We start from the raw sequence: 23370 nt of genomic DNA, 5'->3' as shown, positions 1-23370 counted from the left end.
TGGATCCTTAGTGGTCGTGGCTGGCGCCAGACTTCTCGATGTCTGCACGGATCAGATAGCTCTGCTCGGCGACGTACCGCGTTCCGGGCTTCAGTCCGCCAAGAACCTCTGCCCACTCGCCATCACGCTTTCCAAGCTCAAGCATGCGCACCTCATAGGTATCGCCCACCTGCGCAAATACGACGGTAAAGTCGCGAAATCGCTGGAGCCCTGACTCTTTGACGGCCAGTGGAACAGGTGTCTCGGCAATGATGACCTCGGCCGAGACAGCCATTCCTGGACGCCACTTGCCGTCACCATTGGGGATACTCACGCGCGCAACCACGCTTTGGCCGCTGCTTGCCAGCGGAAGCAGGCTTTGGAGCCTACCTTCAGTCTCCAAGGCACCCGTGGCGGAACGGATCCGCACTGCTTGACCTGGAGCGAGACGCTCGGCGTCAGTGCCCAGAGCTCGTAGATCGACCCAGACCTCTGACAGATCGGCAACGTCGAACAGTGTGTTGTCGCCGGCCACATCACCAACACTGGTGTTGCGCGCAAGAACGATGCCGCTGAAGGGAGCAATCACCGCGTAGGTGCGCATGCTGTCATTGCCTTCAACCGTCGCCAGCGTCTGCCCTGCCGAAACGCGTTGGCCCATCTCGACCGACACGCTGCGGACAATACCTGGGAATCGTGCTTTGACGGCGGCCTGGCGGCCAGTGTTGACCGCGATGTTTCCCATCAGCGTGACCGTATCGCGGATAGTGCCAGCGGTAGCCTCTTCCACCACCACACCCGCATCCTTGGCAGCGCTTGGCTCGATGGTGGTACGGCCTTCATAGGACTGATAGGACCAGGTGTGTGTCTTTCCTCCTACCACTGCGTCTGCCTTCACGTCGAAAGAATGAGGTTCCACGACCTCGCCGTTCCCTACGAGATAGTCGTTTTCGGCGGTGAAAGTGAAATCATTGACCTCACCGTCGAGGCGCTTCAACTGCATTGTTGCCTTCACCTCATTCGGTGAGATCGGCTTGTCATTTCGATAGGCGTAGAGGCGGAACTGAGGAGGCGTGTTGGTTTCATAGACGGTGACTTCAAGTGCGAAATCACCATCGCGGAGCATGCGACCGCGGTTGGGGCCGCGCTCGTAGTCGCCGGCCGCGGCGGCGGATTCTGCGGCTTCTTTCTCAACCGGCTTTTCACCGCCACAGGCGGCCAGTGCCAGCGGAAGCAACATAAGAAGGGCGTAACGATTCATGGGCGGATATCCTGGGCGGAGGCGGTGAGGCGATCTGCCTCGACCAGCAATCGGAGATAGAGTGCGGCGGACTCGACTTCGCGCTCACGAAGGTCGAACAGCGTCTTCTGCGCCTGGCTCAATGCGAGATAGGAGAATCGACCCTCCTCGAAGCCACGACGGCTCTGATTCATCGCCTGCTCCGCCTTGGGGAGCTGCCGCTCACGAACGGAGGTGACCTCCAACTGCGCTTGGCGCAGCTGTTGATAGACTCCGAACAGCTCCTGGTTGAGCTCCAACATTTGTGCTTCACGGCGTGACTTGAGCGCACTCAGTTCGTAGTCGACTTCGGATACCAAGTAGGCTGATCGACGCCGGGTTCCCAAGGGAACCGAGATCGACATGACCAAGCCACTGTCCTTCGTTGCTTCAAGACGGCGAAGTCCAAATCCAACACTCACGTCAGGCTTCGCGCTGGAAACGGCGACATCGCGGCGCGCGGCAAGAACTCTGGACTGGGCATCGAAGGCACGTTGCTGTGGCGCGTTCTGAAGGCGTTCGGACAGCGTCTGGTAGTCATCCAGCGGAGGGAGGATGTTTGTATCGCCGGCGACGGTGTCGAAGTCAGCGGTGAAAGAGCCCCAGGAAGACGCAAGCGCCATGCGCGAGGCCTCCAACCGCTGGACTGCTTGATCACGCTTGAGCTCTGCATCGGCCAGGGCAATTTCAGCGGCCCTCAGGTCTGAATCCGGGTTCCGTGCCGCAGAGACCCAGCGGGCCACCTCTCGCTGAAGCGCGCGGGCCATACGAATCCGCTCTTCCGCATGCTCGACATGCTCCTGCGCCGCAAGCACGTCGATGAATCGACCAGCGGTGCGTGTGGCGATGGCCACCCGGGTCACATCAGCCTCTCGCAGGGCTGCATCCACCTCGGCGCCGCCAAGCGCTTGGCGGGCCGCCCGCTTGCCACCCAGTTCCAGAATCTTGGATACCCGGAACGTTGCCTCGGCAGCGTCCATACCTCGCACGCTGCCACTACCGGCCACGTTCTCCAGTTCTCCGCCGAGCACCAACGGGGCTGCTAAGCCCTCTCGCGCCGCACGGTTCTTTGTCGCCTCTATTTGTGCGGCATCTGCCTGCACGCTTGGGTGAGTGCCCAGAGCGCGGGCGACCGCATCCTCCAGGCGCAGCACTTCGGCGGCGTAGCCAGGAACGGCCACACCGCAGGCGCCGGCAACAGCCAGCGCCCACACACTACGGAATTTCACGGAAGCCTCCGGAAAGAAAGTCAGAACGACGCGCCGCCTTCCGCTACACGGGAGGCGCGCTCAGGCTGCTAGAGCGCAGCTAGGGTCGTCAGACGATCGGAGGTCGGAAGGGTGACGCCGGGTGCCCTGCAGGCACCCTCAGAAGTCGCAGAGCATGGACTTCACCGGCCAGCGGTAGTGAAGCCAGGTAGACGTGGGGCGTGAACAGGCTTCCAGCGAAACTCGCATCTGCCTGATGCAGTACCGCATGAGCGCCAGTGGCGTGATCCGGGTCCAGATTGTCGCCCGCACCGCCGGCATGTGAATGGCCATGATCCACCGCTGCTGCGATGTCATGTTCCAATCCGTGCAGTTCGCTGAGCTGGATCACCATCGGCCGCGCAACGACACTCAACAGCATCAGCGCAAAGAAGCTGATCCTGAGGGCAAGGCCGTGGCGGGCGGAAAGACGCATATAGGTTAGCTTAAGCGGGGCTGGCTGGGGTTGTCGAGGGGGCCGAAACTGGGCGCAGCCCATCGGAAATACCGCACATAGGGCGGTGGCCGGGCCTTAAGCGCACCCGGCCACCGCTAACCGCTGCGGTTTACATCTTCTTGATCAACTCGTACTCCCCTCCGGTGCGGAGCAGAAGCGTTACGGGCTCCTCGCCCCTGTTGCGCCAGAACCATCCGTGGTTGCCGTCGAAGGCAGCCAGGAGCACCCCCTGCTTGGTGGCTTCCCCTCGACCCTTCTCATAGCTGATCGCTCGACCGCCGCCGTCTCCGTGGGCGTCGAAGTTCACGACGCCGCCTTCAACAGACCACTGGTAGCTGGCGCGCTCGCCCGCCTTCATGACGAGCTTGATCTCGGTGCCTTGGCCCGGCGCCAGGACAACCTGTTCTTCGTCCCGCCATTCAGCAGCGGTGGCCGCATTGCTCGCGGCAGGCTTCTGAGCAACTTCAACGGTCTTACGGTTCTGCGTGGACACCTGCGTCAGCAGGGCGGCTGCCTCGTCTTCGGCGGCCTTTGCGTCCATCGCAGCGTCAGCTGCCGCTTCCTCGGCAAGCTGTTCCTTGATCTCCCCCATTTCCTTCAAGCCCAGTACCCGACCAACACCAGTGGGATCGATTCCGTACTCAGATGGCATCACCACTCCAACCAGGAGGACAATGGCGATGCCGGCGGCAATTGCGGTGGTGCGTCCCAACTGGCGGCTGGTGGGGAGGTCGCCTTCGGCGGGCTTACTGTTGTACATGATGTAGTTCTCTTGAAAGTCAGGAAACGAAGTAGCCAGTGAGCTGCATGCCGATCAGAATGAATCCGGCGCAGAGCATGGCGGCATTGGCGGTGTAGGCGTGCTTGAAGAAGCTGGGCGTGCGGCGCCAGTAGCCCATTGCGATCAGAATCGCGCCAAGCGAGAGGATCTGGCCGATCTCCACGCCGACGTTGAACGCGAGCAGGTTGGGCAACAGACCATCGGGTGAGATGTCGTACTCGATGATCTTGGTTGACAGACCAAAGCCGTGGAACAGGCCGAAGATCAACGTCGCAACCTTTGTGTTTGGCTGGAAGCCGAACCAACGCTGGTAGGCGCCCAGATTGTCCAGGGCCTTGTAGACCACAGACAGACCAATGATCGCGTCGATCAGGTAGCTGTTGATGCCCACGTTGAACAGCACACCCAGCAGCATCGTTGTGGAGTGCCCGATCGCGAACAGCGTCACATACAGCGCGACATGCTTCATCCGGTACAGGAAGAACACCACGCCCAGGAGGAACAGGATGTGGTCATAGCCGGTGGCCATGTGTTTTGCGCCCAGATAGGCGAATGCGATCAGATTTACTCCAGATATTTCCTGGATGTAGCCCTTGTCGCCTTCGGCGATCGCGTGAGCCAACGCCCCGTCAGCTGTGAGTAGCAGCATGAACAGGGAAAGCAGTGCGAGTAGAGTTCGCGGCCAGTGCGACCGTAGTGGGGGTTGGAGAAGGACGCGCGAGAGCGCCCCGGATTCAGAACTGGGGATCATGATGAGGATCTACGAATGCGGTCAGCGGACCTCCGCCAAGGCTATCCGCTACGACACTGGGAACCGGCGCAACGTGCTACGAGTGCGCAGAGGGCGCGCACGGCACGTCACACGGATCACTGCGTGTAAGCGGGGTCCGGGCGGGGAACGAATGAATAATTTCTTGCAGCGACGAACGTCCAGTAAGGATTGACTGGACGGGCGCTGCCAAGCCTCTGCTCAGTGCGAGCACGAGGCCTGGGTCTCAGGCGATAGGAGGCCTGAACAGGGATGAGCGATGATGCTGAAGCTCTGCCGCTGGCTGGTGCCAGGGATGGATATCGCTCAGATCAACTCGAGCGGGTCCAGCAAGGCTGGCCAAGATGCCTACAGAAGCCGTCAGATCGGCCTGGTGCAACAGGCTGTGCAATCCAACCGCGTGTTCAAGATCACGGTCTGCGGCATCACTCACCCCAACATGGGGGTGACCATGTTCCACCGCAGCCTGCACGATGTGCTGCAAGCCGTGCAGCTCACCCAGATGATTCAGGACGGGTCGCACGAACAGACTCGCCACCAGCATCATGAAGATGCAGCTGCGCAACAGCACGCTGGTTGGTAGACGAAGGGATCGCACGGGCAAAGACTAGAGGCTTGTTCTGGCAAAGTCGATATGACAACGTCGGGCGCGAGCGGTGAAAGTGCCCTCTCGCGCCCCTTGTTCAAGTTTCCGTCATCCAGGCCAACGAGGGTGCACGTCGTCGATGACATACCGATGTGAGTGCTTGCCGTTGGAAGAAGCGTGTTCCGCCCAGTGGGGATGGTCCGCAGCCAGATCGTCGTGACCGTGGGAGATCTCGTCCGGGTCATGGGCGGGCCAGATTCTCCAGGCGAACACGAATCCGGCGATGCCGACTACTGCCAGTGCCATGATCGCCACTGGCATTCCAAACTTCGCACCCACGGCTCCCGCCAGAGGGTAGGCAATCAGCCAACACACGTGGGAGAGAGAGAACTGCGCTGCGAACAGGAATGGCAGATCGGTGGATTCCGCTGATCGCCGCAGCAGTCTGCCGCCAGGAGTCACCAGCCCCGCATAGCTCATCCCCAACAATGCCCAGCCGGCGAGCACGATGGGCCAACCTATGGAGGAGGGCGAGAGCAGCCAGGTAAGCCCGAGGGTCACAAGTACGATGCACATTGCAAGGGCTGAGGAGAGCATCACGCGCCTGTCAGCCACCCGATCGAGAACCTTGGGGAGGACAAGCGCCGTCAGCATCGAGCCGCCACCGAAAGCTGCCAGCGCCCATGCCACCTGTGACTCTGCTCCGCCGAGAACGTTGCGCACCACAACGACGGTGTTCACGAACACCATGGCGCCGCCGGCGGCCGCACACAGATTAAGGGCAAGCAACCCTTTCAGCCTGGGCGTCTTCAGGTAGATCCGCATTCCTCGAATCGCGCGGGCGTAGGGACCGTCCTTTCTTAGGGACGGAGCAACGAAGGGGAATGCAGTTGAGAACACCAAGATGGCGGATATCACGAAGCCTACGGACGTACCAGCGAACAGGCCGTGGAAGCTGATCAGCGTCAGCAGAGCAGCGGCCAACGCGGGACTCAGCAGGCTCTCCAGGTCATAGGCCAGGCGCGACAGGGACAGTGCTCGGGTGTAGTCGCGTTCCTCCTTCAGGATTTCCGGGATCGTCGACTGGAACAGAGGGGTGAAGCACGCCGAGGCCGACTGCAGCAAGGCAATGAGCAGGTACACCTGCCAGATCTGGTTGACGAACGGCAGACAAAGCGCCGCGCCCGCCCGCACCAGGTCGAGGGCAATAAGCACCGGTTTGCGTAGATTTGCCGGGACGATCGCTCCGGACAGAGGGGCCAACAGCACGTAGACAATCATCTTGATTGCCAGAGCCGTACCTAGCACAGCGCCCGCCTCAGCCCCCGCCAAGTCATAGGCCAAAAGAGAGAGCGCCACGGTAGCCAAGCCCGTGCCGATCAGCGCGATAACCTGCGCAGCGAACAGGTTCCTGAATGTTGGAAAGCGTAGGACCTCGATCATGGCTCACCTCTAGATGGAACAGTGGAAAGCGCCGCTGCCCTGCGGATCGTAATCCGATCCGCAGGGCAGGACGTGAAGCCGTGGAAGGGGCTTGCGCTCAATCGACTTCGGGTACCGGCAAGGGGTCTTCAATGCCCGCGGCCTTCCTGCGCGCAGTTCTTCGGAGTACCAGCCCGCACAGCGCAGGCAGCACGAACAGCGTCAGTACGGTTGCCGTGGCAAGACCCCCGATAACCACTGTAGCCAGTGGCTTCTGCACTTCGGCGCCCGTACCTGTTGCAATCGCCATCGGGACGAAGCCCAGGGAGGCAACCAGCGCGGTCATAAGAACCGGTCTAACGCGCTCCATTGCACCCAGTTCGACCGCCTCATCTGGCGGAAGCCCCTCGTGCAGGCGTTTCTTGATCGCGGAGATCAGAACCAGGCCGTTGAGCACCGCGACACCAGATACCGCGATGAAGCCCACAGCAGCTGAGATCGAGAAGGGGATTCCTCTCAACGCCAATGCGAAGAATCCACCGGCCAGAGCAAGTGGCACCGCAGTCAGTACCGTACCTGTCAGCAAACCGTTGCCAATCGCCATGTAGAGGACGGCTGCAATGAGAATGAAGCAGAGAGGCACAATAATCGCCAGTCGCTTCGTTGCTGCCTGCAGATTCTGGAACTGCCCGCCCCATTCGATCCAGGAACCCGTGGGCAACTGCACCTGCTGGGCAATAGCCGCCTTGGCGTCGTCAACGAAGCTACCCAGGTCACGCCCGACCACATTCGCTTCCACATAGATTCGACGTTTGCCATTGTCGCGGCTCACTTCGTTCAGACCCTGTGTGAAGCGGAAACTGACCAATTCACGAAGCGGAACAGACTGACGGCCTTCCTGACTGCCTGGCGGCAGCATAACCGGAACGGCTCCTAGTACATCGAGATCGCTGCGGTCCACACGGGGCAGACGAACCACCACGTCGAAGCGCCGATCACCTTCGAAGATCTGGCCCGCCATGCGACCTGCCAGAGCAGCAGACACTGTGTCGGCCACTTCCTTGACGGTGAGTCCGTAACGGGCGATCGCGGCCCGGTCGAACGCCATGTCAAAGGTCGGGAAGCCTCCCGTCTGCGCCACACGGACATCCGATGCGCCCGGAATCTTCTTGAGGACGGCCGCAATCTTGTCAGCGCTGCCGGCAAGCGCCGTCAGGTCTTCGCCATAGATCTTGACTGCAACGTCGCTACGAACGCCGCCGATCAGCTCATTGAAGCGCATCTCGATGGGCTGGGTGGCGTCATAGTTGTTACCAACAAGAAAGGCTGTCTTTTCTCGAATCCTCTCGATCACCTGCTCTTTGGTCTTCACTCCATCCGGCCATTGGTCCTTGGGCTTGAGGATCACGTAGTTGTCGGACGCATTGGGCGGCATGGGATCTGCGGCCAGGCTTGCGGTACCGGCCTTGGAGTACACCGTCTGTACCTCCGGCAACGTCATCAGTGCCTTCTCAAGAGGAAGGTCGATGGCGACGGACTGCTCGATCGATGTGGACGGGATGCGAACGGAGGACAGGTTGAGATTCTGCTCATCCAATGTGGGCATGAACTCCCGACCCACAAAGCCAAAGGCCACAACGCCGGCCACCAGGACGCCAAGACCACCGGCCAGGTAGGGCATGGGTTGGCGGATTGCGCTGCGAAGCATCGGCTGATAGCGGCTCTTGGTAGCAGCTACTACCCGTACTTCCTTCTCGGAAATGTGGCCCTTGAGCATGACCGCCACCATCGCCGGAACGAAAGTGAGGGAGAGCACGAATGCAGAGGCCAGCGCCAGCATCAGGGTAATGACCATCGGAGAGAACATCTTCCCCTCGACGCCCTGGAAGGTCAGGCAGGGCACGAAGACCAGGAAGATGACCGCCTGCCCATATACGGTCGGGCGGACCATCTCCTTGGACGAGGCGATCGTTTCATGCAGGCGCTCCGATAGATTGAGCGGGCGCCCAAGTGCATGCTGTCGCTCTGCCAGGCGGCGCAGTGCGTTCTCGACGATGATGACCGCGCCGTCGATGATCAGGCCAAAGTCGAGCGCACCCAGGCTCATCAGGTTGCCAGAGATCCCGAGCTTGTTCATGCCGATCGCGGTGATCAGCAGGGACAACGGAATCACCAATGCAGCAATGACAGCAGCTCGCCAGTTTCCGAGCAATGCACACAGGATGACCACGACTAGAAGAGCGCCTTCGGCCAGGTTCTTGGCGACGGTCTTGATCGTTGCGACAACCAGCTGGGATCGGTCCAAGGTGGGAACAATCGTCACGCCCGGCGGCATGGTCTTGCCGATCTCCTGCAGCTTGTCACCCACCGCCGCCGCCACAGTTCGGCTGTTGGCGCCAACCAGCATGAGTGCACTGCCGACGACAGTCTCGTATCCATTGCGGCTGGCAGCACCGCGGCGGAGCTCACCGTCAACGACCACACGTGCGACGTCACCCACCGTTACGGGAACTCCGTTGCGATTGCCCACAACGGCACGGGCAATCTCGTCCACGGAGCGGATGCGGGCGTCTGCGCGCACCAGATAGGACTCGCCCGACCTCTGGATGTAGTCTGCTCCGACCGACAGATTGGCATCCTGCAACGCGTCGGCCAGGTCGGTATAGGAGAACCCGTACTCCGCGAGCTTGCTCGCATTGGGCTCAACGACATACTCCTTGACGTAGCCGCCGAGGCTGTCGACGTCTGCTACGCCTGGCGTCGTGCGCAGCTGAGGCCGCACAATCCAGTCCTGGACTGTGCGCAAGTAGGCCAGACGTGCCATGTTGTCCGTCAGCCGTTCCCCTTGATCAGTCAGGAACGAACCGTCGCTTTGCCAGCCAGGCTTACCATCATTTCGCGGGGCATCTTTGCCATCTGGGTGGGTGAATTCAACGCTGTAGTGGAATACTTCGCCCAACCCGGTCGAAACCGGGCCCATCAGTGGTTCGGCACCCTCCGGCAACTGGGGCCGAGCCTGAGTCAGACGCTCGGTGACCTGTTGGCGCATGAAGTAGAGGTCTGCGCTCTCATCGAAGATCACCGTGACCTGGCTGAAGCCGTTGCGCGAGAACGACCGGGTGTTCGCGACGCCCCGAAGTCCTGCCATCGCGGTCTCGATCGGGTAGGTAACGCGCTTCTCGACCTCCACTGGACTCAGCGTCGGGATGACGGTGTTGATCTGGACCTGCTTGTTCGTGATATCCGGAGTCACGTCGATCGGTAGCAGGTTCAGTTGCCACCCGCCGATCACCGCAATCACCAGTGTGATCAACAGAACCAGCCAGCGGTGCCGTACGGCACCCGTGAGTACTTGCTCGATCATTACTCGTCTCCGCCCGACTTTTTCATCTCGGCTTTCACCAGAAACGCATTACGGGTAGCAACCGGGGTTCCCGCAGTGACGCCAGAAAGGATCTGCGCCATACCACCGCTACGGAGGCCAATGAAGACCGGCTGTGCAGTGAACCCCTTACTGGTTCTGACGAAGAGGACGTCTTTTCCGTCGATGTTCTGGACCGCCTCTTCCGAGACAGACAGCCCCTCACCCGATCCGGAAGCGGTGACCAGCCGGACCTGCACACCGTCACCCACAACCAATCCGTTCGCCTCTGCGCTCGGGGTGATTACGACTGTGGCAGCCCTTGTCAGCCCACCTACGGCGGCAGCAACTGAACGGACCTTTCCTGAGGTGACGCTTCCGTCGGAGCGGGTAATGGACACGCTGTCGCCGGCCTTGATCCGACCGGTGTCACCCGCACGAACGGAGGCCTGAATCTCCACGCCATTGGAACCTGTGACCCTATAAAGGGAGGCCTGCGGCTCGACGAAAGCGCCCAGAGTCACTTGCGAGCTGCTGATGGTTCCATCGATAGGGCTGATGACGTTGACGCTACCTCCTCCATCCACATTGGCGGTGCGTGCCACCAGGGCAGCGCGTTGTGCTTCTGCTTGCGCTGTGAGATAGGCGGCGCGACTCGCCTCAGCCTCTTGTCGTGCCAGCACGCCCTGTGCGAGCAACGACTCATCGCGCTTGACGTTCTTTTCGGCGAGGGAGAGGCTGGCGCTGGCCACACGAAGGTCAGCCGCAATACGGGCCCCATCAGGGCTGGCTACGCGTGCCAGCACTTCGCCCTTCTTCACCTTGTCGCCCACCTGCCGGATGACATCGGTGACGTTACCGGCCGCACGTGCCACCACGACGGCCTCACCACCGGGGATTGCCACGACCGAACCCGATGCGGTGATATTCGCCGCTACCTGAGCGGAAGTGACGGGCTCCACCGAGATCCCGGCAGCGGCAAGATACTCCTTGGGAATCGCGACTTCCTGAGCTGCCTCCGCCTCCGCCGGCGCACTGGCGCTGGCTTCGTCTTTCGCGGGGTCGACCACCGTCTCTGAAGGGGCGGATAAGCGTGCAATGCCAAATCCCGCGCCAAGCGCCAAGGTAGCCACGCCGATCATCGTCAGGGTGTTAACAGCCGGAATACTTCTCTTCATCTACATGTCTCCAAAGGCAATCTGACCGCTGGCCACGGCGAGCGATGCGTAGGCGGCAACGCGTGCGAGTCGTGCATCCACCACGCTCAGCCTCGCGTCCGTCAGCGTGCGACGGCTAAGCAGCAGCTCAACCAGTGGGGTTCTACCGGCCTCGTATCCCAAGCGCGCCATTCGGTAGGCTTCCGTGGCTGCTTCCTCTCCCTTGGAGGCAGCGATCAGTCCTCGCTTGGCGGCGTCAACACGCGCAAGCGCAGTCGCACGGTCCGCCTGGCTCTGGAGGCGTGCTGCATCCAATCGAGCACGGGCGGCGTCGCTCCGTGCTCGAGCCGCGCTGATCCCGCCGCTGTTCCGGTCAAACAATGGGATGCTCAGAGACACGCCGACGACCAATGCGTCCCCACCGGCGGCGAAGTTGCGACGGCCTGCGGTGAGGTTAAGGTCCGGTGCCCGCTTGAAGCGTTCAGTGCGCAGAACCGCATCGCTCGCATCGACGTCTGCCTTCGCAGACAGGACAGATGCCGAATCGACGTTCGCAATTGCGGGCGCAACCCACTCGCGCACCAGGAGTGACTCGGACGTGCCTGAGTAGGGTTCAGCTCTTCCCGCCAGTACTGACAGTTGCTCGAGAGCTGCAGCCGCCTCTGCCTCTCTTGAGGCGGCAATCGCTTCTGCTGAGCTCAAGCCGGCCTGGGCTTGTGCTACGCGCAGGCTGGCCTCCTTTCCTGCGTCAACCAGCGCCTGAGCTGCCTTCAGGTCGCCTCTGGCGCGATCAACATCTTCGGCAGCAATGTTTCGCCGTATCAGCCCAGCCTCGGAAGACGCGTAGGCAACAGCCAAGGCTGCGGCGAATTCGACTTGTGCCTGGTGCTGGCGAGCTTCGGCCGCCTGCAGCCCTTTCTCTCCCGCCTGGATTCGAGCCCCACGTTGGCCAAAGATCTCGAGTGGCTGGCTGATGGTGTAGGTCGTCTGCCGCTGGCTCGCGCCATTGCTGGGGGGAGCGTTGAGATTCTCTGCGAGGGCATCAATGGTGGGGTTACGTAGCGCTCGCGCTTGGCGGGCTTCGCCCGCAGCGGCAGCTGTGTCGAACCCCTTTTCCTGAAGGAAGGGGGATTGGGCCCTGCTCTGCTCGAGCAACGCGCTGAAGTTCGGGGCGTCCGAGGCATAGGCCGCAGAGATACTGGTCAGGGCCAGCATCACCGTCAGGGCAAGCAATGATGGTTTCATGAGGATCCGGTGCAGTGGGGCCGCAATCTCGGCCGTCTTTCTGCACTACGCGGCCTGCGCGGCCTTCCCCTCGAATCCGGCGAAAATTTATTTCCCGCGGCTCAGTGCATCTGTCAGCTTGGCCCGTGCTCTCAGTACGCGACCCTCTATTGTTTTGAGACTGATACCCAGGGCGGAAGCTGCTTCAACCTGGGAAAGGCCGACGAAGGCAGTCAGAACCAGGGCTTCACGCAGGCTCGGGTCGATCGTGTTGAGAACCCTTCTTACTTCTGCGAGCTCAAGCTGAGAGCCGGCAACCTGCTCTGGCCCGGCCTGCTCGGAATGCAGGGCGCGTCCTTCCTCGTCATCCAAAGGCTTGGCCCGGAACAGGAAATGGCGGACGCGTCGAAACCGTTGCGTATCACGAACCTTGTTGATTCCAATACGCATCAGCCAGGGAAGTACCGAGCGCGTCGGATCGTACTCTGACAGGCCTCGCCAAGCGGCAACGAATGTCTCCTGCACGACATCATCGACGTCGGTTTCGGGCAGGCCCATGCCTCGAACCATCTGCTTGATTGCTGGCGAGTGACGGCGGACCAGGCGAGCGAAGGCCTCAGCATTACCTGCCGCAGCTTCAACTGCCCAGTTGTTGTCGTCCTCGATGGTCACAACGTTTGTGTGGCTCAGGGAGAGTCGGTGCGAAGTGCTTCAAGGAGTGCCTTGTCGTAGGCCGGCCGGTGCTCGGGTTTCAAGCCCTCGCGCATCTCGAACACATGCTCGAGCGTGATGCGCTGGAGATCGCCCGCAGCCCGCTCCACCTCACGACTTGCACGTTCCACCTGGGGGTTCCATTTGGGGTCAGCCGCGATGGCGTCCGCCAGCTGGCGGTTGGCAATCCGCAGGCGCGCTTCGATCTCACCTCGCCTTGTTGCGAACAGCTGTTCCTTGGCCTGGAGGATCTGCTTCTCCGAGTCGTCCAGAGGCACCACGGCGTGAAGGCGTTCATGGAGATCGCTGTGCCCAGGATTGAGCGAGTGCCAGGTCCAGCCGATAGCCAGCGCGCACACGACGCCAATGATGGCGCCAGCGATTGTTGCCAGCGGCAGCCTCATGAGGGGTCCGATTGCCATCAGCGTTCCACCAGTAGAGCGTATGGGGACATGGAAGCTGGGGCCGCGACCCATGTCGGGCGCGAGGGTGCCTGGGTGACAAAGAAGGCGGAGCCTACTCCTCCGCAGGTAAGCACCGCCGCGAGCGCGGCGCATGCGAGTGCCCGGCGGAACTCTCGCTTACCGGCCCATTGCGAAGGGGAAGCTTCTTGGGACAAGCGCTGAACTAGCACATCAGTGGCCTGCTCATTGCCGCAGGGCCGAGTGGCAGCCGAGGCCCTTGTCAGCCATTCATCTACGTCACTCATTTGAAGTTCTCCTCATCTGCCCTTCTTTATACGCACGCCAATCCCCCTTCCCCTCAAAGCTGCACATCAGTTCCCTCCAGCATTCGTGCTTGAGTTCCCCAAGTCCCGCCCTGAAGTTCCCCAAGTCCCGCCCTGAACCGTCCAGAAAGCCCTGCTCTGGGCTGGGAGGCAATGCCACCTCAGATCGAGGTCCTGTTCCCCTAATCACCGACCTTGCCGCCCCGCGCCTCAATTTGCTGAGTCAACACCGAGAGCAGCTGCTGGAAGGCCGCGTTGAAAATCCACCCGCCCTCCGGCCCGTGAGCCTCAGTGATCCCAGGAAGAATCGAGGCCCAGGCTCTCGATAACAAGTCTGGATACGGATGCGTGATGATTAGCGTCCGCACCCCGTACTCCAGGGCCTTCAAGTAGCCACGGTGCGCCGCAAGATCTGTCTCGCACGCCTCTAAGCGAGCCTTTAAGTCAGAAATCTCAAAATTCATTCCAATGTGCTTCTAGATGGACAATCGTCACAATCCGCATGATATTGCCGCAAGCCAGTGGAGCGCGCGCACTTGAGTATCCTGAACGTCCTGCTTAGCCCTGAACGGATGCTGGTTGCAGTTGACACTCTCGCCGAGGATGCACTCACCGGCGCCAAATCGTCCGGCGCGAAGTTCTTATTGATTCCACAACACAACGTGGTGCTTGCCTGCCGCGGTAGCACTCAATTCTTCCTTCGGATCTACGCACTTATGCTGCAGGCCAGCTTTCGGGCGGACTTCACAATGGAGCAGCTAGCCAAGGTGACCTGCCCCCTTTCTCAGGGCCACTAGCTACTTAGTAGAGTCCAGGTTGGGGAGCATACCGCTCCGGTGGGTCAGGTTTCGATCAGCGGTCGAACCAGTCAAGGCACCTTCGTTGCGCAGCGCGGCGGCGAACTCGGCAGGCGTGCATTTGGGCAGTGAGCTGTGCGGACGCACCTCGTTGTAGTCCTTGCGCCAGATGGCGATTACCGCCCGTGCGTGCTCGAGCGAGATAAACCAGTTTTCGTTCAAGCATTCGTCCCGGAACTTGCCGTTGAAGCTCTCCACATAGGCGTTCTGCGTGGGTTTCCCTGGCTGGGTCAGCACAAGCGTCACGCCGTTGGCGGTCGCCCACTGGTCCAGCGCCCGGCCGGTAAACTCGGGTCCCTGGTCGGTCCTGATCGCCGCGGGGTAGCCGCGGAAACGGCATACCGCATCCAGGATGTCGGCCACGTTCTGGCCATTTATCCTCCGGCCGACGGCGATTTCCACCGCTTCCTTGGTGCAATCGTCCACCACCGTCAGGCACTTGATCGGGCGCCCGTTGGCCAGGGCGTCGAAGACGAAGTCCATCGACCAGGTGTGGTTGGGCCCCGACGGCAGCTGCAGCGGACGGCGCTCGACGGCCACGCGATCGCGCTTGCGGCGCTTGCGCACCGCCAGGCCAGCGTTGCGGTACAGCCGGTAGATTCGCTTGTGGTTGGCGATCCAGCCCTCCCGTTCCAGCAGGATGTGCAGCCGTCGGTAGCCGAACCGGCGACGTTCGCCCGCCAACGCAACGAGCCTGGCCTGCAACGGCGCGTTCGCCATGCGCGGCTGGTAGTGCAACACGCTGCGTGACAAGCCCAGTGCCCGGCAGGCCCGCCGCTCCGACAGGCCCAGCTTCGCCCGCACGTCCGCGACGGCAGCCCGTCGCGTCGGCGGGCTCAGTATTTTCCCCGCGCCACGATCCTCAGCGCTTCGTTGTCCAACATCGACTCGGCCAACAGCTTTTTGAGCCGCGCGTTCTCCGCTTCCAGTGCCTTCAGGCGCTTGGCGTCGGGCACATCCATGCCGCCGAACTTGCGCCGCCACAGGTAGAACGACGCGTCACTGAAGCCGTGCTTGCGGCAAAGCTCCTTGACCGGCGTGCCGGCGGCCGCCTGCTTCAGGAAGCCGATGATCTGCTCTTCGGTGTATCGCTTCTTCATGTCCGTCCTCTTGTGAGACGGACTCTACTAAGATCAGGTTGGCCCGGAAAACGGGGGGCAGGTCAAAGGAACTGACATTGGTGATCGACCAGCTTTGGCCTGAGTACGAGAAGGCAGCCCTTGAAGCAGGCCTGTCGAGGCAAACCCTAGGCACCGAACTGGTACTTGGAGGGTGGTGCCCACGCGCCGGACGAATGATAGCCACCGCCTACGCCAAGTCCAACAGCACCGCAGCAACGGTGGTGCAACCCTTGGTCGGAGGTCTGGCGTCACCCGGCGAGCCCTTGCGGGCCATGCCTGACAGCTTTGCGGCGGATGCGGTAATTGAGGCGGGCAGGATTCAAGCGGCATGGTTAAACAGCGCCGCTGGCCGGCAGGTCGCAGGTGGTCGCCTGCTGGCAATCGACCTGCGCCAAGGGCGATCGGTCGTCCAAGATCTTGGACAGCTCTGATGCTCTGCGCATCCGTCGACGTAGCAAACAGCACTTATGCCACCCTTCGGCACTATTGCTGACACCTCGCAACCGTGGAATGCACTCGTGTTCGTCAGGCAGACGGGGCATCTAAGACCAAGAGACTTCTAAGACCACCAGGAAGGCTTCAGCTCATAGATTGGGTATACGAGCTACGCCCTTCATCCCTCCCACTGGGAGAAGAAGGCTACAGGCAAGTTCCGCGGATCGCACGATGTTCGATGCGACATCCATCTCGATGTGGATTCGTTTTGCCACGGCTTCGGATATCAGCAGCTGTCCTTGTAGCGAAAGTTTCAACTGACATGCAAGACGAAATGCTCTGTTTATCGTTCTTCGCGAAACACCGCGAATCATCATCTGTTGCCGCCTTAGCCGGACCGCATAGTGAGCGTGGTGGTGCGGTAGGCCAGACTTGAACGACCCTCGTCTTCCGCTCAGCTGCGCAAGCACCTGGAAGGATGGAAGGACGCACTGGTCATCACCAAGCAGAGCGTCAATCAATCGAGCAAACTCTCTTCGCTCATCTGCCACTCGACCGCGTCCTAGTGGGAGCTCCGGATTCGATCCAATTCCAGGCAGAAGTTCGGACGCAGATTCGATAGGCTGGAGAAGAATGTCCAAGACAGAAACGCACTGATTTGCCGATAGATTGAGTAGCTCATTGAACTCTAATCGACTCGGATCATTCCTTCTAAAGAGTCTGAAGCAATTCACTCTAGTCCAGCTCTTGTAGTCAGAATAGCTTGCAGGCAAGCGTGCAGGAGGTCGGTAATCCAACTTTCGCCCCTCGCCTCTAGCCACGACTGCCTCTATAAACACCTCCAAGTTCGAGAGTTCAAGCCTCTGATTTGGATGATTTGAGCACCAAGAGATCAGTTCCTCTATGCACTGATTGATCCAGCGCTGAGTCGGGTTCGCCGAGTCAAAGCGTGTGCGCCTGTCTAGGCGATCTCCGCAGGATGGGCACTTTCTCAATGCAATGCTCTTCAACTTCCCGAGTCCACAATTGGAACAGCTGTTCTCAATCCTGGCGTCGTGCAGCGAGCAGTGAGAATAAGCATCGAAGCTCCAAATCAGCCTCTCTGTGGCGCTCTCGTCCATATCGCTAGCTCCGATGCAAATCGGACACCAAGCGGCGTGTCGACTCCAGCTCGCTGCCCTTGAGGAGACGATCTCTGAGAGTCCATACAAAGTAGCACCGACAAGTGACTGCCCAGTCAGCTTCTCTAGTGAACGCGCACGCCGTACTGACACAGGCCCGAGCCCATCGAGTCTGCGCTGATCAATGTATCTAGACGGCACCTCCGACGAGTGGGTGTCGATAAGCTGAAGCATCTTGCACCACGAAATTCCGCTGAGCTTAGCCAAGCGATTTGCGTATCCATTGAGCGACTCTGTCCAGGGAGTACCTGCATCACGAAGCTCAAGAGGTGGAAGTACCGTCCATCTTGGTGGTTCCATCCTCACAGATCGCCTTCGCTAGGCAATGAGCCCTTGATGGTCAAGAAGTCCGCTAGGCGTAGAGAACGCTTGCCATCGGCAAGTCTATTGAACGCGTCTATCTCTCCCCAGAGCAGCCTGTGATTCCTTTCGGTTCCAGACGCTGCTCGCAGATGCCCGAGCTCGATGGTATTGGAACCATTGCGACAACGCTCTTCATTCGCCCGCATCAAGTACCGCAGAGTTGGGCCAAAAATTCCTCCTCCATTGAGAGCAATGAGCTCTAGGTTTTCCTGGAGAAGGCTACCTTTTGAAAGTGGAAATCCCTTGCCGATCGCCTTGATCAGAGAGGCGTAGGATCGCAGGTCGTCATTGTCATTCAGACCGTACGGACGCATATAGAGAACGTCAGATCTATTGAACACCTCTTGGGAATCCTCATAGAGCGTGGACGCTTCATGGGTTCCTATCATGATCGCCACACAACCAATTTCTTCAACAAGCGCCATGATGCCAAGCATGTAGTTGCGTGAACTCTGACTCTTCGGAACCCTGCAGATGTTCGCAGCCTCCTCTATGACGATGTACCTCAATCCGCGAATTCTAGACATGCGCTCAAACGAAAGACGAAGGTCTCTCTCCGCTGTTCTCGCGCGCACTTCACGCCAGAACACTGAAGAGGCTCGCCGCTCTGCGGCCACGTGCGTTTGGTCAGGATCGCCACCGGTTTCCATAGCATTAGTCCAGCTAGTGTCGGGCTCAGTTATTTCCTGATGTAGGCGCAAAGCGAAGTCTTTCGGATTGAACTTGTCGCCCTGATTCAGGATTGCCCTTACGGAGATCAGCGGCAAGTGGCCTGTTGGCCAAAGTTGGGGATTTCCTCCGAGCTCAGGCAACAGCTGCCGACGCAACTCGCTCTTTCCTGACCAGGAGGGCGCTATCAACCAAACAAAGTCTCCTGGCCGAGCTCTCGAAACTGATTTCAGTAGGCTGTGCTGGGTAGTTAGAAAGCGCTGATGTGGTATGAAAGGGAAGCTCATCTCATCAGCTGGAAAATGGGGCAGGATGCTAGCGTCCATGCGAATCCCCTTCCACAATGAGATCGGGGAGCTCATCAAAGTTGACGACCAATCTCGCTTGAACCTTCGATCGACTCGCATTTGGCGGGGCTTGCGTTTCCTTTCCACTTGCTAGCCCCATATCATTGGCTCGCTGCCTGGCGTTGGCCATGCTCGTCCTCTCATAGTTCTTACGCTGCAGCTCCTCCTTCTTGCTCTCAACATCCGGCGTGATGAACTGCTCCCACATTGCCTCGAAGTGACGATCCTGCTCGGAGTAGTGACCAATCTCCGAGACCTTCGAGCACCATGCCTTGTAGCGTCTCTTCGTGGTCTGAATCCAAACGAATGAAATATCCTCAGGATCACGCCGAGCACTGAGGATCTTCTCTTCATGCGCGCGCGACGCGAGATCCGCGTTCGTGTAGCTTCTCCTCCAGTGTCTGATCCCCCTTGTTCTTTCATAAGAGCATGATTTCAATTTCACTGAAGTTTGAAATAGGAAGTCATCGTCTACAACCGTTGGTATTCCAGAGTTTGGAGCAGTCAACTGACTGTTCTCAAATCGCTCTCGCGCACCTGCGAAGCCATCCACGGGCATCTCGGGCATCAGGCTGTACAGAAGGTGGTGAATTTCGGATTCTACGGTCGAGAAATCTAGGCGCGCGGTCGATCTGCTTTTGAATTTTCCATCGACACTTCTACCGGCTTTATCTGGCTTTGTGCTCCCAATCAATTTGTGGCTGACCATGGAATTGATAAGCCCTTGAACCGTCTCACACTGTGAGTTGAAGCGACTCGCGCCTGTCGGCACTGTGAGTATGGAGATGCCATAGGTTCGACAGAGATCACCTAAGGCTGACTTCAGATCAGTGCCTCGATCGATCACGATTGCGTGTGGAAGCTTCGCGTGCTCGCGCACATAGTTCCTCAGCAAAATTAGTGGCCCTTCGCGCCGAGCGGGACCGAAGACAAAGGCATGGGCCATAACCTTAGACGACGCTTCGTCACGGCCGCAGTACAGTACCGGGCAGTGGTCTTGCTGCCCTTCGTCTTCTTGTGTAAAGACTCGGTTGTCAACCTTGGTTGCATCGATGTGCAGGACAGAGTGCACAGCAAGCGCTTGGCCTGATCTAACCCGAGCGTCGGAACGCGGCCTATTTGCTTGATAGTTTCGCTTACCGCCGACAGCAAGATCACGTTGCCCCCTTGAAACGGATCGAACTCTTCTGACGAGCGCCTTCCGGCCAGGCACAGGAACGCCAGCGCACTCGCACTGCAGGGCTAGCTCACGATACAGATCGGCTAGCGTCGCAACCTTACCCTTTAGCCAATGTGAGCCAATGACTCCGCGTACAAGTTCTGATTGCGCGTGAGTGAGACGACTGGATCGGTTCCCGCACTTTGCGTAGTTGGTGATGAGATCATCTAGAGGATTGCGACCCTCTGCGCGCGCTAGTCTCACCCGCTCCTCCAACTTCCTCATCTTGGGTGTCGCTCGCTTTCCTTCACGAGCAAGGCATTCAAGCTTCTTCAGCCTTGCAACTGCCTTTGCCACATCAACTGAACTTGCGAGCGCAACTGGGCCGCTAGCTTCGGCATACAGGTTGTTGATGTTCTTACAGCACTCGGCCGCAATCGCCTCCGCCTGCTCTTGACTTAGGCTTAAGAGAAAGTTGCGCGTATCGGTAATCGGTATGTGCCCTATGGGCCCGTGGACTAGCCTATCCGCCAAGAGTCCTGCTGCGACCCCAGCGTTGAACCAAGGGATCTCTTCCATAAGAAACGCGATGCTTTTTGGCCCCATGTAAAGCTGCTTTTCCACCGCAGCAAAGCCCTCTCGGCGCACCATTGAGAGATCTTCATCCCAGTTTTGGTAGATGAACTGCAAGTTCCTATGGTATCGGCTGATGTTGCTGGGTGAGGCCCAGATCTTGTACTCGATCCCATGGGATGCTGCCCATCGCTCATACACCAGATTGCGATATTTCCCACCGTCCAGCACCCACTCTTCGGGCTTTCTCTCCACAAGAGTGCTGAGCTTGGAGATGGGCTTACATTCCACGATTTCCACGGAGGACCGTCGAACCACAAAGAAGTCTGCATGGGCGGTGCACACATGATTGCCGCGCCTTATGCCACGACAAGTGACCTGGCAAACATATGAGATGACGTCAGGATCAATTTCTAGCTCATATGCAAATGTTTGCTCGACTGTATGGCTTTCCAGCCTGCGAACATCGCGACACTTTCTTGAATAGAAGTCGACGACCACATTGTCCAGTGCATAGGCGCCAACGCTGCGCCCTGGTTCCTGGCCAAAGAGCTCGAGTGCGAAGGACCTATCTTCTACTGATAGATCTAGCGTTCTTAGATGATCCCTCAGCTGATCTGGGGTCATTGCCATCTCCCTCATGGTGGGAGATGGCTGCACGGCCCCCTCCCGCTTTGACGAGCACTTGAAAGAAGCACGGGTCGGGAGTAGATTCAGCTACGCGGAACTAAGCGCTAGCTGCGAACAAGCCCTGGCCTGCCAGCCAGGGTTTGTTGTTTCTTCTCCCCAGAGATCTTTCTTACTTAGCTCATTGCACGGGCTCCTTGATAGGTGCCTGCCGAAGGGACAAACGTCCACGGCGACCTGGAAAGTTCACCGCTTCGATGCCTAAGCGCCCCTGCACTGCAGCTCGTCTACCTGCATCTAGGCTACGGAATCCAAGTAGCTGCCTGGCATCCCCCACGCGAACACAGATCCCAGACTCATCAACGATCCTGTCTGCCAGTTCCTCTTCTGAGGACGCTTCAAGTGCCGCTCTTTGCAGGGAAAGTGCGTTCATTCCTCCAACATACGCAAACCAATGCTCGTTGCAAGCTCGTTGAGTCCCTCTGCATTTCGCAAGCCATAAATGGTTATACCTCCTTTAAAATCAATCCATTACAATCCTTGAAGCCTTAGTACGTCGAGCGTTCTCCGGACGAGTCGAATGCTAGATTGGAGCCCATTGCGCGAGTGGAACTAACAGTGGCTTTTCATTTGTGGGTCCATGCCACATTGATTAGCGACTTCTTGCATTGCGCGTTGCGTCCATCCGAGATCCGTGCTGCCTCACTAGGTTCAGCCACGTCTTCACAACCTTGCATCGGAATCCAGGTAGGTGGCAGACGCCAGCAGACTGCACGGTCTGGAGAGCGGATATTCATTCGCGTACCCATAGTTGGTTCAGCTATGAAAGAAGTCTCCAACTATGCAATCATTTCCTTCGATATCAATTAGCTACGCTACGAGCGCCCCGACTATGGGGCCAAAGTGCTAATAGTCGGTGAATGTAGAGCCTCGGCTGCACCCAACTATGAGGCCAAAACGCGCTCTAACTATGGGCACGTGGCTACATTGCTGTTAGACGGGCAACCATAGGTTTGCGTTTTGGCTGAACCTATGGTTGCGCAAGGGCTGAGAACCTATGGTTGCAGTGACTTAGGGGCAGAGCTGACGTCCGCGGCTGATTGGCCCTCGCCAACAGCCCAGGAGGCAAGCGCCGCCGTGACATCGGTCCAACCTTGTCGGTCCTTAACAAGTAAGGAGCCCCTTTATGTGCCCTACGAGGGTTCGCGGGGAGTCGGACGAAGCATGCGGTTGGCCTTAGCGACTCAGGACTAGTAGTGGTCGACATCGCTAGAGTCTCGTCCGCTACGGGCCGTACGCTGACGCGCCTCGCTCCTCTTGAAGTTCACGGCTGCTTCATGCCAGAAGCTGACATCGCTAGGCTACCTCCGACGCTTCTCAGAGGCCTTAATATCAAGCCCGCCTTAACGCTGCATGCGGCTAAGACCGGCGGCACTCCATCTACTAAATGGGCCCTGCGTCGGGCCGGCATTGTGGAGCGTTGCCGAAGGGCTATGGAAGGTGCCGGACGACCTGGCCGAGCGTGGCCGCCAGTACGACGCGCAGCGCCTGGGCGGCGTGGCCGTGGAGCTGAAATCGCACTTGCCCATCGAGCGGCAGGCCCGCGTGATCGGGGCCACGTGGCTCGACCAGCAGTTGATCGGCGGCGGCTCGGGCCTGGGCGACCTAGGCTTTGGTGGCGAGGCCAGGCCATGCAACAGCGCGCCGACTTCCTGGCCGAACAGGCGCTGGCCGAGCGGCGCGGGCAGCGCGTGATCCTGGCGCGCAACCTGCTGGGCACGCTGCGCAACCGGGAACTGGCACAGGCCGCGAAGGACATTGCCGCTGAAACCGGCCTGGAGCATCGCCCGGTGGCCGACGGGCAGCGTGTGGCTGGCATCTACCGGCGCAGCGTCATGCTCGCCAGCGGGCGCTACGCGATGCTGGACGACGGCATGGGATTCAGGTTGGTGCCGTGGCGGCCGATGATCGAGCAGCGGCTGGGGCAGCATATCGCCGCCGTGGTGCGCGGTGGCGGCGTATCTTGGGAGCTTGGACGGCAGCGCGGGCCAAGTATTTCTTGAGACCCTTCATCTACTTGTCGAACGGCCGAGCGCCTTCATCAGCCCCGGCTTCTGGCTCGCAAAGGTGCCATAGAAGACCTCATTACCGATGAGCGTGATCGGAGCCACGCGCACGCCGGTTCGTGACTTGGCTTCCGCAGAAATCTTCGGGTCGGTCAGGTCGCGTTCTTCAAACACGATGCTCTGCTGGGACAGCCACTCCTTCAGCACCCGGCAGTCCGGGCAGGCTGGAGTGCTATAGATGATGATGCGCGGGGTGCTGGCTTGGTTCATGG

At 59.6% G+C, this 23370-nt stretch carries 21 protein-coding genes and 1 pseudogene; 4 read left to right on the top strand and 18 right to left on the bottom strand.

Annotation, left to right across the window (positions count from 1 at the left end; genetic code table 11):
• Nucleotides 1-7: 7 nt before the first annotated feature.
• The 5 genes from ACZK2V_RS00930 to ACZK2V_RS00910 all read right to left on the bottom strand — a co-directional run bounded on the left by ACZK2V_RS00930 (nt 8) and on the right by ACZK2V_RS00910 (nt 4392).
• A complete protein-coding gene (locus ACZK2V_RS00930) occupies nt 8-1240 on the bottom strand; it encodes an efflux RND transporter periplasmic adaptor subunit (RefSeq protein ID WP_014645522.1) in 1233 nt (410 codons plus the stop codon).
• On the bottom strand, nt 1237-2487 hold the full coding sequence (locus ACZK2V_RS00925) for a TolC family protein (protein WP_014645521.1): 1251 nt from the start codon (nt 2485-2487) through the stop codon (nt 1237-1239). Before ACZK2V_RS00925 ends, ACZK2V_RS00930 begins: the two co-directional genes overlap by 4 nt.
• Before the next feature lie 88 nt (nt 2488-2575).
• Nucleotides 2576-2941 carry a hypothetical protein gene (locus ACZK2V_RS00920; protein ID WP_075075811.1) on the bottom strand — a complete coding sequence of 122 codons (366 nt, stop codon included), beginning with the start codon at nt 2939-2941 and terminating at the stop codon, nt 2576-2578.
• Nucleotides 2942-3071: 130 nt separating this feature from the next.
• On the bottom strand, nt 3072-3722 hold the full coding sequence (locus tag ACZK2V_RS00915) for a hypothetical protein (RefSeq protein ID WP_033835782.1): 651 nt from the start codon (nt 3720-3722) through the stop codon (nt 3072-3074).
• A gap of 19 nt (nt 3723-3741) precedes the next feature.
• Complete coding sequence (locus ACZK2V_RS00910; RefSeq protein ID WP_223224807.1) at nt 3742-4392, bottom strand: HupE/UreJ family protein; 651 nt, start codon at nt 4390-4392, stop codon at nt 3742-3744.
• 379 nt (nt 4393-4771) lie between these two features.
• Here ACZK2V_RS00910 and ACZK2V_RS00905 point away from each other — a divergent pair, with 379 nt between their 5' ends.
• Nucleotides 4772-5095 (top strand): hypothetical protein, encoded by a 324-nt coding sequence (locus ACZK2V_RS00905; RefSeq protein ID WP_008264507.1) that lies wholly within the window; start codon nt 4772-4774, stop codon nt 5093-5095.
• 111 nt (nt 5096-5206) lie between these two features.
• Here ACZK2V_RS00905 and ACZK2V_RS00900 read toward each other — a convergent pair whose 3' ends face one another.
• From ACZK2V_RS00900 to ACZK2V_RS00865, 8 genes are all read right to left on the bottom strand, one after another.
• Nucleotides 5207-6541, bottom strand: a complete 1335-nt coding sequence (locus ACZK2V_RS00900; protein ID WP_033836038.1) for an MFS transporter — start codon at nt 6539-6541, stop codon at nt 5207-5209.
• A 97-nt stretch (nt 6542-6638) separates the two neighbouring features.
• Nucleotides 6639-9884, bottom strand: a complete 3246-nt coding sequence (locus ACZK2V_RS00895) for a CusA/CzcA family heavy metal efflux RND transporter (RefSeq protein ID WP_014645518.1) — start codon at nt 9882-9884, stop codon at nt 6639-6641.
• Complete coding sequence (locus ACZK2V_RS00890) at nt 9884-11059, bottom strand: efflux RND transporter periplasmic adaptor subunit (protein WP_014645517.1); 1176 nt, start codon at nt 11057-11059, stop codon at nt 9884-9886. Before ACZK2V_RS00890 ends, ACZK2V_RS00895 begins: the two co-directional genes overlap by 1 nt.
• Entirely contained in the window at nt 11060-12283 is a 1224-nt protein-coding gene (locus ACZK2V_RS00885) for a TolC family protein (protein WP_033836037.1), read from the bottom strand.
• An 87-nt stretch (nt 12284-12370) separates the two neighbouring features.
• Nucleotides 12371-12934 carry an RNA polymerase sigma factor gene (locus tag ACZK2V_RS00880; RefSeq protein WP_049429827.1) on the bottom strand — a complete coding sequence of 188 codons (564 nt, stop codon included), beginning with the start codon at nt 12932-12934 and terminating at the stop codon, nt 12371-12373.
• 14 nt (nt 12935-12948) lie between these two features.
• Nucleotides 12949-13377 (bottom strand): periplasmic heavy metal sensor, encoded by a 429-nt coding sequence (locus ACZK2V_RS00875; protein WP_087948687.1) that lies wholly within the window; start codon nt 13375-13377, stop codon nt 12949-12951.
• A gap of 17 nt (nt 13378-13394) precedes the next feature.
• Nucleotides 13395-13682 carry a CnrY/NccY family anti-sigma factor gene (locus tag ACZK2V_RS00870; protein ID WP_130768358.1) on the bottom strand — a complete coding sequence of 96 codons (288 nt, stop codon included), beginning with the start codon at nt 13680-13682 and terminating at the stop codon, nt 13395-13397.
• 200 nt (nt 13683-13882) lie between these two features.
• Nucleotides 13883-14164 (bottom strand): hypothetical protein, encoded by a 282-nt coding sequence (locus tag ACZK2V_RS00865; protein WP_033836035.1) that lies wholly within the window; start codon nt 14162-14164, stop codon nt 13883-13885.
• Nucleotides 14165-14236: 72 nt separating this feature from the next.
• Between ACZK2V_RS00865 and ACZK2V_RS00860 the strand changes: the two genes are divergently transcribed.
• Nucleotides 14237-14497, top strand: a complete 261-nt coding sequence (locus ACZK2V_RS00860; RefSeq protein WP_486322902.1) for a hypothetical protein — start codon at nt 14237-14239, stop codon at nt 14495-14497.
• Here the strand turns inward: ACZK2V_RS00860 and ACZK2V_RS00855 are convergent.
• Nucleotides 14498-15657, bottom strand: a protein-coding gene (locus ACZK2V_RS00855) for an IS3-like element ISPa39 family transposase (protein WP_086009122.1) whose coding sequence is annotated in 2 segments (ribosomal slippage) — nt 14498-15399 and nt 15399-15657 — 1161 coding nt in all. Because the reading frame shifts where the segments join, the coding sequence is not laid out codon by codon here.
• A gap of 80 nt (nt 15658-15737) precedes the next feature.
• On the opposite strand from ACZK2V_RS00855, the gene ACZK2V_RS00850 reads away from it, so the two are divergent.
• Nucleotides 15738-16109 (top strand): hypothetical protein, encoded by a 372-nt coding sequence (locus ACZK2V_RS00850; protein ID WP_486322901.1) that lies wholly within the window; start codon nt 15738-15740, stop codon nt 16107-16109.
• A 153-nt stretch (nt 16110-16262) separates the two neighbouring features.
• Here ACZK2V_RS00850 and ACZK2V_RS00845 read toward each other — a convergent pair whose 3' ends face one another.
• The 3 genes from ACZK2V_RS00845 to ACZK2V_RS00835 form a co-directional block, all read right to left on the bottom strand.
• On the bottom strand, nt 16263-17594 hold the full coding sequence (locus tag ACZK2V_RS00845) for a TniQ family protein (protein WP_080052957.1): 1332 nt from the start codon (nt 17592-17594) through the stop codon (nt 16263-16265).
• A gap of 2 nt (nt 17595-17596) precedes the next feature.
• Nucleotides 17597-18424 carry a hypothetical protein gene (locus ACZK2V_RS00840; protein ID WP_158704735.1) on the bottom strand — a complete coding sequence of 276 codons (828 nt, stop codon included), beginning with the start codon at nt 18422-18424 and terminating at the stop codon, nt 17597-17599.
• A 217-nt stretch (nt 18425-18641) separates the two neighbouring features.
• Complete coding sequence (locus tag ACZK2V_RS00835; protein WP_130768356.1) at nt 18642-21032, bottom strand: hypothetical protein; 2391 nt, start codon at nt 21030-21032, stop codon at nt 18642-18644.
• A gap of 1413 nt (nt 21033-22445) precedes the next feature.
• Here ACZK2V_RS00835 and ACZK2V_RS00830 point away from each other — a divergent pair.
• Nucleotides 22446-23095, top strand: a pseudogene (locus ACZK2V_RS00830) (DUF3363 domain-containing protein).
• Nucleotides 23096-23101: 6 nt separating this feature from the next.
• Here the strand turns inward: ACZK2V_RS00830 and ACZK2V_RS00825 are convergent.
• Nucleotides 23102-23368, bottom strand: coding sequence for a glutaredoxin family protein (locus ACZK2V_RS00825; RefSeq protein WP_008786730.1), 267 nt, complete (start codon nt 23366-23368; stop codon nt 23102-23104).
• Nucleotides 23369-23370: the final 2 nt, after the last annotated feature.

The organism is Stenotrophomonas sp. 93052_Sma (genome assembly GCF_056481145.1).
The sequence above is the reverse complement of the archived record's forward strand: the minus strand, read 5'-3'. Positions and strand labels throughout refer to the sequence as shown.